Annotated in this window: 11 protein-coding genes; 7 read left to right on the top strand and 4 right to left on the bottom strand. The window is 56.8% G+C overall.

Annotated features, from left to right (window positions below):
- Positions 1-63: 63 nt before the first annotated feature.
- The 5 genes from EU557_RS07735 (at position 64) to EU557_RS07715 (ending at position 4,926) form a co-directional block, all read left to right on the top strand.
- Positions 64-894, top strand: a complete 831-nt coding sequence (locus EU557_RS07735; protein ID WP_135529824.1) for a phosphosulfolactate synthase — start codon at positions 64-66, stop codon at positions 892-894.
- A gap of 230 nt (positions 895-1,124) precedes the next feature.
- Positions 1,125-2,462: a PQQ-dependent sugar dehydrogenase gene (locus EU557_RS07730; RefSeq protein WP_135529823.1), complete on the top strand. Its 1,338-nt coding sequence runs from the start codon at positions 1,125-1,127 to the stop codon at positions 2,460-2,462.
- Positions 2,463-2,614: 152 nt separating this feature from the next.
- Positions 2,615-3,283 (top strand): spermidine synthase, encoded by a 669-nt coding sequence (locus EU557_RS07725; protein ID WP_135529822.1) that lies wholly within the window; start codon positions 2,615-2,617, stop codon positions 3,281-3,283.
- Positions 3,284-3,375: 92 nt separating this feature from the next.
- Complete coding sequence (locus EU557_RS07720; protein WP_135529821.1) at positions 3,376-4,023, top strand: DedA family protein; 648 nt, start codon at positions 3,376-3,378, stop codon at positions 4,021-4,023.
- Positions 4,024-4,179: 156 nt separating this feature from the next.
- On the top strand, positions 4,180-4,926 hold the full coding sequence (locus EU557_RS07715) for a shikimate dehydrogenase family protein (protein WP_135529820.1): 747 nt from the start codon (positions 4,180-4,182) through the stop codon (positions 4,924-4,926).
- Between the two features lie 44 nt (positions 4,927-4,970).
- Here EU557_RS07715 and EU557_RS07710 read toward each other — a convergent pair whose 3' ends face one another.
- Positions 4,971-7,460, bottom strand: coding sequence for a TonB-dependent receptor (locus EU557_RS07710; RefSeq protein ID WP_135529819.1), 2,490 nt, complete (start codon positions 7,458-7,460; stop codon positions 4,971-4,973).
- A gap of 328 nt (positions 7,461-7,788) precedes the next feature.
- Here EU557_RS07710 and EU557_RS07705 point away from each other — a divergent pair, with 328 nt between their 5' ends.
- Entirely contained in the window at positions 7,789-8,973 is a 1,185-nt protein-coding gene (locus EU557_RS07705; RefSeq protein WP_135529818.1) for a sensor histidine kinase, read from the top strand.
- Positions 8,974-9,157: 184 nt separating this feature from the next.
- Entirely contained in the window at positions 9,158-9,913 is a 756-nt protein-coding gene (locus EU557_RS07700; RefSeq protein WP_135529817.1) for a LytR/AlgR family response regulator transcription factor, read from the top strand.
- 165 nt (positions 9,914-10,078) lie between these two features.
- On the opposite strand, the gene EU557_RS07695 is transcribed toward EU557_RS07700, so the two are convergent.
- The 3 genes from EU557_RS07695 to EU557_RS07685 all read right to left on the bottom strand — a co-directional run bounded on the left by EU557_RS07695 (position 10,079) and on the right by EU557_RS07685 (position 14,612).
- A complete protein-coding gene (locus EU557_RS07695; RefSeq protein WP_135529816.1) occupies positions 10,079-12,652 on the bottom strand; it encodes a TonB-dependent receptor in 2,574 nt (857 codons plus the stop codon).
- Positions 12,653-12,840: 188 nt separating this feature from the next.
- On the bottom strand, positions 12,841-13,686 hold the full coding sequence (locus EU557_RS07690) for an ABC transporter permease (protein ID WP_135529815.1): 846 nt from the start codon (positions 13,684-13,686) through the stop codon (positions 12,841-12,843).
- Positions 13,683-14,612 (bottom strand): ABC transporter ATP-binding protein, encoded by a 930-nt coding sequence (locus tag EU557_RS07685; RefSeq protein ID WP_135529814.1) that lies wholly within the window; start codon positions 14,610-14,612, stop codon positions 13,683-13,685. Before EU557_RS07685 ends, EU557_RS07690 begins: the two co-directional genes overlap by 4 nt.
- Positions 14,613-14,630 lie beyond the last annotated feature (18 nt).

The following is a 14,630-nucleotide window of genomic DNA, read 5'->3' as shown; positions in this document are numbered from 1 at the left end:
ACTATAGGTGATGTGGTAACTAACACAATCCGCTTGTCCCATTCTCCAGAAAGACAATTAAGAATGAATTACACCCTCAATCAACTCCCCGAGCGTACTGAAAAACCCCGTGAGCAAGGCTTTACCATGGTAATGGATAAAGGCCTGAGCGTGCGCGAGGTGGAAGATTTCCTGGAAGTAGGTGCACCCTATACCGATATTGTGAAGCTGGGTTGGGCTACCTCCTTCGTAACGCCAAACCTGAAGCGCAAGCTGGCAGCCTATAAAGAAGCTGGCATTCCGGTGTATTTCGGCGGAACACTGTTTGAGGCTTTTATCATTCGAAACCAGTTTGATGACTACCGTCGGCTGCTGGAAGAGTTTGACATGGAGTACGCTGAGGTATCAGATGGCTCCATTGACTTGAATCACGACCGTAAGCTGGAGTACATTCAGCAGCTTTCTAAAGACGTGAAGGTGCTGTCGGAAGTAGGCTCCAAGGATGCGGAGAAGATCATTCCGCCTTACAAGTGGATTTCGCAGATGAAAACCGAGCTGGAAGCTGGTGCCATCAAGGTAATTGGCGAAGCTCGCGAAGCTGGCAACGTAGGCCTCTTCCGCAGCACGGGCGAAGTCCGCTCCGGTCTGGTTGAGGAAATCCTGACGCAGATTCCCTTCGAGAAAATTCTGTGGGAAGCCCCGCAGAAAGCCCAGCAGGTGTGGTTCATCAAGCTGCTCGGTGCCAACGTAAACCTGGGTAATATTGCCCCCAATGAAATCGTAAGCCTAGAGACCATCCGTCTGGGCCTGCGCGGCGATACGTTCACGCACTTCCTCGATATGGATGCCGTGCACGAAGATTTTCGTCCCGAGAAGCCCACAGGCAAGCCCGGCACCTCGATGCCCCGCGGCTAAGGCGTTTTGTTCTATAGCTAAAGCCCAGTGCTACAATCGTAGCACTGGGCTTTTTTGTTGGCGGCCTCCGCCCCCTATGAGAGGTAAAGCTAGCATCGGCAAACGTGAGGTTTATCCAGTCCATAAATCAACAACCGTAACCAACTCAAAAGAAAGCAGTAAGAACAAGCTGAGCTATGCCCCACGTAAGGGTGCTCACCTATCTGTTTTTACCTCGCTTTCTAGTTGGAATGACTACACTTAAATTTTATCCGGCCGTGCTGAGTCTAGGCCTATTGGCTGCTTGCGGCGGACCATCTAAACAAGAGAAAGCCGAAGCTCAGGCTAATACGCCCGCCGACACGGTGGCCACTGCCGCCACTAATGTGAAGCTGCCAGAGCCATACGCGACGGAGTCAACCACCAAACGCAGCAAAGTGATTGGCTGGCCCCAGGGTAAAACGCCCACGGTGCCCGCGGGCTTTACTATTCAGGAGTATGCTGGCAATTTCCAAAGCCCCCGCTGGGCGTACATCACGCCCTCAGGCGACGTACTGATTGCGGAAGCTAATACCGTCCCGACCACCACAAAGAAAAAAGTAACGGCTGCTCTGGATCTGGACCCCTCAAAATCATTGCGGGAAACCAGTGCCAATCGGATTACGCTGCTGCGCGACACCAATAAAGACGGTAAGCCCGATGTACGCGAAACCTTCTTAGCCAATCAGAGCCAACCATTGGGCATGCTGGTGCTAGGCCAGTATTTCTACGTGGGTAACACCGATGGTGTGTGGCGCTTCCCGTACCAAGCCGGCCAAACGAAGATTACGGGTAAGGGCGAGAAGATTCTCAGCTTACCTAAAGGAGGCTACAACAACCACTGGACCCGCAACCTGCTCGCTAGCCCCGATGGTAAGAAGATCTACGTGTCGGTAGGGTCTGGTTCTAACGTGATGGAGCACGGTGCCGAAAATGAAGTACGTCGCGCTAATATTCTGGAGATAAACCCCGACGGCTCGGGGGAACGAGTCTACGCAAGTGGCCTACGCAACCCCGTAGGAATGGACTGGGCAAAAAGCACTGGGAAGCTTTGGACGGCGGTAAATGAGCGCGATGAACTTGGCGACGAACTGGTACCCGACTACCTGACTAGTGTACAGGAAGGAGCCTTTTACGGCTGGCCCTACTCGTATTTTGGCCAGCACGAAGACCCGCGCCGGAAGGGCGAACGGCCCGATCTGGTGAAAAAAGCTGTAGTGCCCGAAGTGCCCCTGGGGCCGCATACCGCTTCCTTAGGGCTTGCCATTTATGATGGGCAGGCTTTTCCGGCCAAGTACCAGGGCGGCGCCTTTATTGGGCAACATGGCTCTTGGAACCGCTCGGCCTTTTCGGGGTATAAGGTGGTGTTTGTGCCCTTCAATAACGGCAAGCCCACCGGCGGCATGGAAGACTTTGTAACGGGCTTTATTGCCAACGAAGAAAATAAAGAAGTGTATGGCCGCCCGGTGGGTATCACGGAAATGCCCGATGGCTCTTTGCTGGTGCTGGATGATGCCGGCGAAAAAGTGTGGCGCGTTGTAGCCATGTAGCGTAGCAGAGCATTGGTTGTGCTGCACGCCACGCAAGCCCACTAACCAAGGGCAGCAGCCGGGTGCTAGCTCCACAATAAAGAGGCCTAGAGCGCAACTAAAGCGTTTTTAGGTCTCTTTATTGGTTGATAGTTGCCGTATCTTGGGCCCCAATGAAGCAGCTGTTCACCTCATTGCGCCGGCTAGTTAGCTACGCCGTGCCGCTCACGCGCCGGGTGAAAACGGTGCACAGCGGAATAGCAGAAATTACGCTGTCCCAAGGGCACAAAACGCTTGATACGGCCCACGCCAACTATTCTTACGGCTCCTTGCAGCGGGTGCTGCGCTACGGTATCCGGTTCACTAAGCCTGAAGCGGCCAAGCAGGTGCTAGTGCTAGGCCTAGGGGGCGGGAGCATCGTGCAGGTGCTTCGGCAAACGCCAGAGTTTAGGGGGGCCATCACGGCCATAGAATTTGACCCCGTTATTATTCAGATTGCCGACGAGGAGTTTGGAGTGCGCCCAGATGATACCCTGCGTATTGTTTGTGCTGATGCATTTGCGTGGGTACCAGCGGCGCTTGATCAACAGTTCGACCTAATTATTATTGATCTGTTTCTGGACTTGACTATGGCATCCGGGTTGGGTGCCGCCGTATTCTGGGAGCATATTGGGCGTCTGCTGCCGCCGGGGGGCTATGTACTGTTCAATACGCTTACCGCCGATTCAGTGCTGATAGATGGCGAACCGGCCGTGGATTACTGGACCCAACAAGGATTTGATGTTCGAGAAGTAGAGGTGGAGCTACTCAACCTGCTTTACATCTTGCACAAGCCGGGCTAGGCCAGTAGCCGCGGTATTTCAAGTGCAGATTCTAACTCAACCTCTGTGGTTTGGGGCCCAAGTGCTTTCTTTGTAGGCTCAACCCTCACTCTATGGAAATTATAAAGCACCTGATTGACTTCGTACTGCACCTCGATAAGCACCTCACGGAGCTAGTGCAGGATTACGGCGTCTGGACCTACGCCATTCTGTTCCTCATCATCTTCGTGGAAACGGGTGTGGTGGTGCTGCCCTTCTTACCCGGCGACTCGCTGCTGTTTGCTGCGGGTTCCTTGGCTGCGCTGCCCGGCTCGCCTCTCAATGTATGGGCGCTCATGGGGCTGCTTATTGTGGCGGCCGTGCTCGGTGATGCGCTTAACTACCACATCGGCGACTATCTGGGGCCGCGGGTATTCAGCGGCAACTCCCGGTTTCTGAAGCGGGAGCATCTGGAAAAAACTCAGGCTTTCTACCAGAAGCACGGTGCTAAAACCATCATTCTGGCCCGCTTTATCCCTATTATCCGCACGTTTGCGCCGTTTGTGGCGGGCGTGGGCACCATGAGCTACACCAAGTTCCTGTCGTACAACTTGGTGGGGGCCGTGGCTTGGGTGCTACTCCTGACTGGGGCCGGCTACTTCTTCGGCTCTATGCCCTTTGTGCAGAAAAACTTCTCGCTGGTAGTGGTAGCCATCATTGTGCTATCAGTACTGCCAGCCGTGTGGGAGTTCTTCAAAGCCAAGCGCACTACGGCAGCCTAAGCGCAACGCTTGGCCTTCCCATAGTGGCCTACCGTGTTTATATCAGGTTCAGGGTAACAATCTGTTGAGTTACCGGTAAGAATAAAAACCACCCGTTGGCTTTGGGCCCGGGTGGTTTTTTTGTTGCTTTAACCTGGCTGACCCCAGTACTATCTTATGCGTGAATTTGGCTTGATTGGTCGCACCCTGCGGCACTCGTTTTCCCAAACATATTTCACTCAAAAATTTGATAGCCTTAATCTGGCCGACCACCAGTATGAGCTGTTTGAATTAGTGACCATTGATGAGTTGCCAGCGCTGTTAAGCAAGCACCCAGACCTGTGTGGACTAAACGTAACCATTCCGTATAAAGAGAAGGTCTGGCCCTTTCTCACCAAAGTAGCACCCTCAGCCGCCCGTGTAGGGGCAGTTAATACCATTGAGTTTACCAGTGATGGCCGCCTCATTGGCCACAACACCGATATGGTGGGCTTCCGCGACTCATTGCGAAGCTTCCTCTCGGCTGATTTTAGGGGGCGGGCACTGGTGTTGGGCAGTGGCGGCGGTTCTAAGGCCGTGGAAGTTGCCCTCCGCGACTTAGGTATTGGCTACTGGGTGGTATCGCGCAACCCGCTAGGCCCCGGTCTCACCTACGACGAGCTCACCCCCGAGATAATGCGCGAACATCTGCTCATTATCAACACCACGCCCTTGGGTACTTTCCCCGATGTACAGGAGTGCCCACCAATCCCTTACAACACGCTCAGCAGCCAGCACTATCTCTACGACCTGATTTATAACCCTCGTGAAACCGAGTTTATGAAGCGTGGCCAGGCCGTGGGTGCCCAAACTAAAAACGGCTTCGAAATGCTGTGCATCCAAGCCGAAGAAGCCTGGAAAATCTGGAACGGAGAAGTTCGGTAACTGAGTGAAGTGGCCTAGGATGACATGCAAGTAACGGCATGTACTTACTGCTGCCCCTGACCGCTGCCCCCACCGCCTTTAGAGTCGTCGTTGCGGATGGTGCGGCGTTGCCGCTGCCCGCCATCTACTTTGCCGAAGCGGTAATTGAAAGAAGCCCGAATAGAGCGCTGGTAGGAATAGAAGACGCCCTGGTTGATGAAATCGGGGGTGGTAGTGGTGCTACGGAACTCACGGCCGGGGGCCAAGAAATTATTGATGCCCACGGTGAAGTCGGCTTTCTCGGCTAGTAAGAGTTTCTTGGCGCTTAAGCCATAGTATAAGCCACCGGAGTAGCGCGTCTGGAGCTCCACACCGCCGGTCCAGAAGCCGCCATACCCTTGCAGGGTGTAGGTCTTACCGAGCTTATAAGAGGAGTTGACACTCATGTACATGCTAGCTCGGCGATTGGGGCGCCTCAGCACCGGGCTGCGCAGGTTGGTATAGTCGCCGCTTAGGTTGCTGCTCAGGTCCCAGCCCTTAACGGGTTTCCACGAGCCGTATAGGTTCACCCCATAAATAGAGGCCGTAGCTAGGTTTGCGTACGTTGTCTCGTTGCGGGCTAGTGCTTCATTGTACTGGCTGAACCGTTCGATAGAGTTGCCGGTGCGCCGCACGAAGCCTGAGGCATTAAAGGAGGTTTTCTCGCCAAAGGTGCTATAAGTCAGCTCTACTAAGTCTGCTATTTCAGGGCGCAGCTTGGGATTTCCGAAGTTCACCGAGTTCGGTGTCACTTGGTTCACGTAAGGGTTCAGGAAGTAAATCTGAGGGCGCTGAATGCGGCGCGAATAGCTTAGGCGGAGCGTTTGGCCTTCCTTTTTGAGGGTGCGGGTGGCGCTGAGATTGGGTAGCACGTTCAGGTAGTTGTTCTGGAAGCGGCCATCCTCACTCTGAAATTCCCCCTCAATGGCGGTGCGCTCTAGACGCGTGCCTAGGCTCAACGTATGTTTCTTGCCCAGCGCAAAGTTATACGTGCCATAGGCAGCCAGCACGTTTTGGTGGTAGTTGAAGCGGTTAGAGCGCAGAGCGCTCCGTACGAAAGTAGATTGCTCACTGGCAAGCAGCGTATCCACAGTGTAGTCGCTGCTGACTTGGCGGCGGATGTGCTTAGCGCCCATTTCCAGGGTGTTCTTCTCCCCAAAAGGCTGGGTGTAATCCGTCTGGAAAGTGGTTTCGAGGTTGCGGGCAAGGTTGTGGCTGGCTTCCTGGTATTCAATGGGGCCGCGCAACTCACTGGTCGGAAACTGGTCGAGGCGGTACTTTTCGCGGCTGCGGCTATTGGTATGCTGGGCCAGCACGCTCCACTCCCGGCGCGGCTGCTTCTCCCCAAAGGTGCGAGTGTAGCCCGCATTCAGATCGTAGTTGCGGCTCTCATCGCGGCGGTTGATGTCGCGGGAGTAGAGTGTATCCAGCTGCGACTGGCCTATGTACTGATTGAACAGCTCTTGTGGAGCGTTGCTCTTGTAGAGGTTGCTATTGCCGCTGAGGGTAAAGCTATGCTGGGGCGAAGGGTCGTAGGTGAGTTCCACTTGCCCGTAGCCGCCCTGGCCTTGGTTGCGCGAGGTAGTGCGCTCCGTTAGCTGACCTGTGGCCCCATTGGGCAAGTAGTTGGTGCGGTTAGTGCTGCTCTTAAACGGGTATAGGCTCTGGAAGCCGCTTAGCTTGGTGTTAATTCCGACCACGCCCCGCTTAGCATTGAGGGCGCCATTGATTCCTTGGTTGCGGTTGCCGCCGTTGATGCCCACGTTGCCACTCATGCCCTGCAGACTGTTTTTCTTCAGCACAATGTTGATGACGCCACCCGAGCCCTCGGCGTCGTACTTGGCCGAGGGGGCCGTAACCACCTCAATTGCCTTGATCTGATCGGCCGGAATTTGCTTCAGGGCATCGGCTAAGTTGCCTGACAGGAGGGCTGAGGGCTTGTTATTGATGAGAATGCGCACATTACTGGTGCCGCGCAATTGCACGTTGCCTTCCCCATCGAGGTTTACCAAGGGCGTTTTGCGCAAAATATCGGCGGCCGTGCCACCAGTGTTGCTGGGGTCTTGCTCGGCATTGTAAACCAGGCGGTCGGGCTTGGTTTCCACCACCGGTTTTTCGCCCGTTACGGTTACGCCAGCCAGGTTTTGTGCTGAGGCCGTCAGGGCGAGAGCACCCAGCTCAGTGGAAGCCTCTGTAACACTGACGGGCTCTACTCTAGTGGTGTAGCCGACAAAGCTGATCTGCAGCCGGAAAGAGCCCGCCGGAAGCTCTTTGAGCTCAAAGCGCCCCTGCTCGTCGCAAGTGGCTCCCGTGAGCGGCGCAGTGCCCGTGGCGGATAATAAGGCCACCGTGGCATATTCAATGGGCTTTTGGGTGGCAGCATCCAGCACGCGCCCTGTCAGGCGGCCGGTTCCCTTGGCAGAGGGCGCTGAAGTGGGAGCAGGGGAGGTGGTTTGTGCCTGGGTAACCGCTGCCGGCAGCAATGCCAGCAGCATCAGAGTAATGAATTGCTTCATCTAGGTAGGAAAGGATAAGCAGAAACGGATAAAGTAGCTGCCCTATAGAGCAGCGCACACGCTAATTGGTGGCAAGATGCATCAAACGTAGAGCTTATTTTATCTGAAGGGGCCTAGAAATCAACCAACGGCATCTTCGCGTTATACTAAACCCACTTCTACTTCTACCAGCCTAGCAGAGTAGCCTAGTGCGCCATCTGCCCAGTATTTCGCTGAAGCCAGCACTGGATTGATTGAAGCACCGCTGCCAGTGGTTGAAAAGTGCACCGCACTGGCCTAGGAATGGTTAATTTGGAGCTGGAAGGCGTGAAGTGCCCCCAGCTTGCGCATGCTTTATTCTTTCTCCTCGGCCCGCCGTCCTCTGCAACTTCCCCGGTTTCTGAAAAGCCTGCCTTGGCCGCATTTGGTGTGGCTAGGCCTGTTGCTGTACTTCGACATTCAGCTGCGGCTGCTGCGCGTTGGGCCGTTTCTGCCAGTGCTGGAAGACAACTTCTGGCTCAATGCCTTCCTGACGGACGTGCTCGACTCGGGCCTGTTCTATCTGAACTGGCTTTTGATGCCGCACCTATTCGTCCGGACGCGGCTTCCTGGTTATTTCCTCACGCTAGGCCTAGGCCTGGCCACATTTACGGCCCTGCGTATTGGCCTGAGCTATGCCTTTGAGGAGGTGAAGATTCAGGGCATCTCGCAAACGCTGGAGTACTATGTGCGGGTGCTGCAGTCGTACTACTTGCTGCTGGGAGGCCAGATTCTGCTGCTTAGCTTTTTCCTGCGGCTGGCTGGCGACTATCTGCGCGAGCGAGACGACCGGCGCGAGCTGGAAAAGCAGCACTTGCGCACTGAGCTGGCACTGCTCAAAACCCAGCTGCACCCACACTTTCTCTTCAACACGCTCAACAACATCTACTCCCTCACGCTGAATGCCTCGCCCCAGGCACCCGAGGCGGTGCTGCGCCTCTCGGAGCTTATGCGCTATCAGCTCTACGACAGCGCTGCCGACACCGTGCCGCTCGCCCGCGAAATCAGCCACTTGCAGAGCTTCCTAACGCTACAGCACTTGCGCCTGCCGCCCGACGAGGCCGACGAAGCTATTCAGTTCACGGTACTGCTGCCGCCGGGCGCCGAGTATGCTTACCAGCTGCCACCCATGCTGCTGCTGCCGCTGGTAGAAAATGCCTTCAAGCACGGCGACCTAACCGCTAGGCCACATGTAGTGCGCCTTTCCCTGGAGCTAGCCGATGATGGACAACTGCACTTCTCAGTACGCAACCGTCGCCTTAATGCGGGAGCCGTGCCGCCCGGCCGGGGCGGGGTAGGGTTAGCCAACCTCAAGCGCCGCCTCACTCTGCTCTATCCTGAGCAGCACGCCCTGGTGGTAGTGGAGAACAATGAAGAGTATTCCGTCCGAATGTCGTTGCAGCTGGATAGAAAGGCGCTTGCAAGCCCAAGAGCCGCTCCCATTCCGCAAGAGGTTCCGGCTTCTGGCGTGCCTCAGCCCCAACCACTGGCCTAGGCCTAGTAAGCAATAGTTAAAGGCTGCCAGGCTGAGCGCAGCTGTAGCATTACTACCGCTTCTAGGCCTGTAGTTAGCCTGCGGAGAGAGATGCTTTAGCTACGCTCTTCATGGCGTTAAAACGAACTGCAAAGTAGTTAAGCAGGCTACTGCACTTATTCACTCACTCGCTCATTCACTGTCAATGGAATCTGCTACCGCGCGCCGCCCGCTCACCTGTGCTATCGTTGATGATGAGCATCTGGCCCTGAAGGTGCTGGCCGAGTATTGCGGGCAGGTGCCATTTCTGGAGCTGAAAGGGCAATTTCATGATGCGCTGACGGCCGTAGCCTTTCTGCAGGACAACCCCGTCGATGTTGTATTTCTAGACATCCAAATGCCGCGTCTTACCGGCTTACAGCTGGCCCAGCTGTTGCCACAGCCCGGCCCGCGCATCATCTTCACCACCGCCCACCCCGATTACGCCGTGCAGAGCTATGAGCTGCCAGCCCTGGATTATTTGCTCAAGCCCATTTCCTTCGAGCGGTTTGTGCAGGCCGCCCACCGGGCCCGCGCCGCTCTAGGCCACTCGGCTGCCCCAACCGTGCCCGCGCCGGAAGCGGCTGCTGAAGCCCCAGCCGGAGAAGCCCTGTTTGTGCGCCACGACAACCGCTTGCGGCGGGTGCCAGTGGCTGATATTTTCTACGTGGAAGGGCAAAAGGAATACCTCATGCTCTACACCGGCGGCGGCAAAATCCTGACGCTACAGTCGTTTCGGAAGCTGGAGGAGCTGCTGCCGCCGGGGCGCTTTGCCCGCATCCATAAGTCCTACCTCATCAGCCTGCGCCACCTGGAGTACGTGGAGCGCACCCGCGTGCAGGTCCACGGCACCGCCCTCCCCATTGGCGAAACCTACCGCGATGCCTTCATGGAAATGCTGCGCTATCACAAGTATGTGTGAGGAAATGCTGCAGTAGCAGAAGGTAGCGAAGCACAAGCACGTCGTCCTCACGCAAAAAGGAGTTACTTCCATCAGCACAACGAGCTAGGCCAATTGTGCTAATGAGAGTAACTCCTTTTGCGTTAGGATGAGGTGCGTGAGTAGGCTGCTACTTCACAAGTTCACCTATTGCTGGCCTTGGCCGGTGCTTTCCCCTTGCTTCGTATCATCGTTCTGGATGCTGCGGCGGCGCTTCTGGGGCTGAGCAGTTGTCTTGCCGAAGCGGTAGTTGAACGCCAGGCGCACCCCGCGCAGGTAGATGTAGTTGTTGCTCACTTGGCGGAACTGGCCGGGGCTGTTCAGCTCGGTGCTCAGATTACGGGTGGCCGAGAGAAAGTTGTCGGCGTTCAGGGTCAGGTCGGCCTTATCCTTAAGCAGGTTCTTGCGCAGGCCCATGGAGTAAAAGGTAAAGGCAGCTTGCTTGCCCTGGAGCTGCACCCGTGGCGAGTTGAGGCCCCCAAAGAACTGCAGGCTCAGGCCTTTCTCGAATTTGTAGCTGGAGTTCAGGTTCAGGTTGTACATCACCCCATCGTTGTTGAAGCCCAGTGCGGGGCTTTTCAGCGACACGTAGTACACGTTCACGTTGCCGCTCAAGTCCCACTTCGGCACAGGCTTCACCGAGGTAAACAGCGACACGCCGTAGGTGGCATTGCGGCCAATGTTACGGAAGGTCTGGTTGTTAACCCCAAACTCATCCACAAACCGGTACGACTCAATGGCTTTGTTGGTGCGGCGAGCGTAGGTTGAGATGTTGACCACCGAGCCCTTAATGAAGGTGGTGTAGTTCAGCTCGAAGCTATGCGTCAGCTCGGGGCGCAGCTCAGGGTTACCGTAGCTCACGTTGAGCGTATCGGTGGTGTTCCGGAAGGGGTTCAGGTAAAAAATCTGAGGGCGCTGAATGCGGGTTGAGTAGGCCAGGCGCACGGTTTGTCCCGGCTTTTTGGGGTTCTGGGGCTGGAAGCTAAAGCTCACGTTCGGCAGCACATTGGTGTAGTTCTGCTTCAGGCCCGAGTTTTCATCCTGTTGCTGGGCAAAGCGGCCATTGATGCGCGTATTCTCGGCCCGGGCGCCGATACGGGTGCTCACCTTCTTGCTGATGTTGAAGCCATAGGTGCCGTACGCCGACAGTACATCCTGGTCGTAATCGAACACGTTGGAGCGGGTGTTGCTCAGAATCAGCGGGCCATTACCGGTCTGGTCCTCCGAAACGTCGTAGTCGCTGCTCACGCGGCGCAGGATGGCTTTGGCGCCTGTTTCCAGCGTGGCCGTTTCGGAGAAGGGCTGCACGTAGTCAGTTTGGAGAGTGGTCTCCAGGTTTTTGGCCAGGTTGAGGCTCCGCTCGCGGTAGTCGATGCCGGTTTCGGGACCGTAGCCAAATCCTTCGTTGTTGAACTGGTCGAGGGCGTACTCTTGGTTGTTGCGGTTGCGGGTATGCTGGGCCAGCACGCTCCACTCGCGGCGCTTCTGCTCGAAGGTGCGAGTGTAGCTGCCACTTACATCGTAGCTCTGAGTATGGAATTTCCGGTCGAAGTCGCGCAGAAACTCCTGCCGTACCGGAAAAAGGCTGTTGTTGTAGAGGCTCTGGTCGCCGCTGTTGCGGAACAGGTTGCCCTGCAGGCTCAGGGTCAGGTTGTGGTACTTGGCCGGGTCGTAGTCGAGGCCCAGGCGTCCGAAGCCGCCACCCCCAATGGTATTGCCATCCCCGTTCTGCACCAAAGAGAGCATCTCCTCGCCATTGGTTCCGGGCAGGTAGCGGCGCAGGTCGCTGCGGTTGGGGCTGTAGAACGCGAAACCGCTGACCGAGCTGCTCAGTCCCACTTTGCCCTTGCGGTAGTTGAGCGTAGCATTGCCGTTGGAGCTGCGCGTGCCACCCGCTAGGCCTACTGAGCCGTTCAAGCCTTCGAGGTTGTTCTTCTTCAGAATAATATTGATGATGCCACCGGTGCCTTCGGCGTCGTACTTGGCCGAGGGCGTGGTAATTACCTCTACACTCTTGATCTGATCGGCCGGAATCTGCTTCATGGCATCAGCCACCGAGGAGGCCACAATACCAGAAGGCTTGTTGTTGATGAGCACGCGCACGTTGCTAGTGCCACGCAGTTCCACGTTGCCCTCGGGGTCTACGTTTACCAGCGGTACTTTGCGCAGCACGTCGGCCGCAGTGCCACCCGAGTTTGTGATGTCTTTATCGGCATTATAAACAATACGGTCGGGCTTGGTTTCCACTACGTCCCGCTCGCCGGTTACGGTTACCTCGCCCAGCTTCTGCGCCGATGACTCCAGCGTTAGGGTGCCCAGGTCGGTAGCGCCATCCGTGATAGTAACGTTTTCAGTGCGGCTCGTGTAGCCCAAAAAGCTCACCTGTACCCGGTAAGAACCGGCAGCTAGGCCTTTGAGGTTGAAGCGGCCCCGGTCGTCGCAGACGGTGCCATCAATGGGCGTGTTGCCGGCCAGGGGCAGCAGGGCTACGGTAGCATATTCAACGGGCTTCTTGGTAGCAGCATCCAGAATAACACCCGTCAGGCGGCCAGCACCCTGTGGGGTTTGCGGTAAAACTGGTTTGGCAGCCGGCGCCTGGCCCGGCGCGCCTGCTGGGCGTGCCCCAGCGGGTGCACCCGCCGGCGGCGCAGTCTGCGCCATAGCAGGAGCCGACAACAGGCCCGTTAACAATAAGGATAGAGGTAGATAGGAGTTTTTCATCGGAGAAAAGCAGATTGCGATAGCAAAGAGCAGGTAAAAAGGAGGAAGTAGAAAGTGAAATCCGCTGAGCCGTTAGAAACAGGGGCTGAGTGGGAGAAGCGGAGTACTGAAGAGCCACGCTGGCGCAGAGGCACTGTTGAGCTTAGTAGGGTTGCATTAAGCCTGAAGAAATAGGTGGGCTAGGCCACTTAATCGGCGCGGCGCAGCTGGAGCAACACGTACCCTAGCAGTAGAGCGCCGGCAAACCACGCCAGGCTGTACCACTCGTGCTTGAACAAGGTGTGAGCTACCTCTAGGCCACCAAGCTTCGTCATTTTCATCTGCATGGTGGTGCCCAAGGGGGCCGAATACGGAATCTTGTCCACGTGCTCCCAGTTGAGCAGGGCAATAGTAGCTACCACGGCCCCCATACCCACGCCTACCGGCACCACGAAAGAGCGCCAGTACAGGCTCACGATGTATTGCACCGCCAGCAGCCCAAGCGTAGCCACGTAGGTGTGGCCAAACATCCAGAGTACCGTTTCCAGCGGTGCTTGGTGGTTCTGGAAGCCCAGCCCTGGCTTCACTAGGCCTAGCAGAAACCCAGCGCCCAGCAACAGACCTGCAAATAGAAGCAACGCCAGCATGTTGAGGCCCAGAAGCACCAGCAGCTTAGACACGAACACCGCTCCGCGGCCCACTGGCAAAGCAAAGAGGTGCTTCCAGGCCCCCGATTTGGTTTCGACGTTTACAATTAGGCTCGTGAGCAGCACCACAAACAGGGGCAGCAGCAAGGTGCCGGCCGTTTGCCAGGCCATGCTCACAAACTTCGGCCACGGATCAATGCCGCCTTTGATGATGTATTGCCCTTTGAAGTAGAAAATGCAGAACGTGAGCAACACAGGCAGCGCCCCACTGAACAGCGACAACCGGAGCGCGGCCGTGCGGCGCAGCTTCAGCATGTCGCCCGACAACGTGCGCTGCAACTGCTGCAGAGGTGAGGGAGTAGCCGGCAGGGCTACAGCAAACTCGGCGGAGGGTAGGGTAGCGCTCATATGGCGGCGTTGGTTTCAGTGAGGTGGAGGAAGGTGTCTTCGAGGCTGGGCTGCTCAGAGTGCAACCCATAGATGGGCTGACCGGCGGCTACCAGTGCTTCGGCCAGCGTGGCTACCTGCTCGCGGGAGTGGTAGGGCAAGCGCAGAGTGCTCAGGCCAGTAATAGTGGCCTCCCCGAGCAGCTGAGGCAGCAGGTTGCGGCAGGTGTCGGCGCTTTCCGTTTCCAGCACGAGGTGAGCCCGGCCAGTCTGGAGCCGCTGCAACTCAGGTAGGCTACCCTGGAAGACTAGTTTGCCCTGCTGAATAACACCCACGTGAGTGGCTACCTTTTCAATCTCAGCAATGAGGTGGCTGGAGAGCAGGATGGTAGTCCCCTGGCTTTGCAGGCGCCGCAGCAACTCACGCATCTCAATTATGCCATTGGGATCGAGGCCGTTAGTGGGCTCATCCAGCATCAGTAGCGCCGGGTTGGGCAGCAGGGCCAACGCTAGGCCTAGGCGCTGGCGCATACCCAGGGAGTACTCCTTGGCGGGCCGCCGGGCTGAATCGGGGCTGAGGCCTACCAGCTCCAGCACCTCGGCGGTGCGCGTGGCCGGAATGCCGCGCAGGCGGCGGGTGGCTTCTAGGTTCTCGTACCCCGTGAGGTGGTCGTAGAGCGAAGGGTTTTCGATAAGAGCACCTACCCGGCTCAGCAGGGCCACCCGGTGCTTGGCCAGGTCGTACCCGAAGAGCTGCACGCTGCCCGCCGCTGGCCGCAACAGGCCTAGCAGCAACCGCATGGTAGTGCTTTTACCTGCTCCGTTTGGCCCCAGAAAGCCGTAGATGCTGCCCGTGGGCACTTGCAGGTTAATATCGTGGAGGATAGGCCGCTTGCCGAAGCGGAAGGACAGGCCCTGGGTTTCCAGGAGCAATGTAGGTGTAGTCATAGCGCAGAAAGAATCGTC

The organism is Hymenobacter wooponensis, assembly GCF_004745865.1.
Lineage (GTDB): Bacteria > Bacteroidota > Bacteroidia > Cytophagales > Hymenobacteraceae > Hymenobacter > Hymenobacter wooponensis.
Note: the sequence above shows the minus strand (reverse complement) of the source record. Positions and strands in the feature narration are given on the sequence as shown.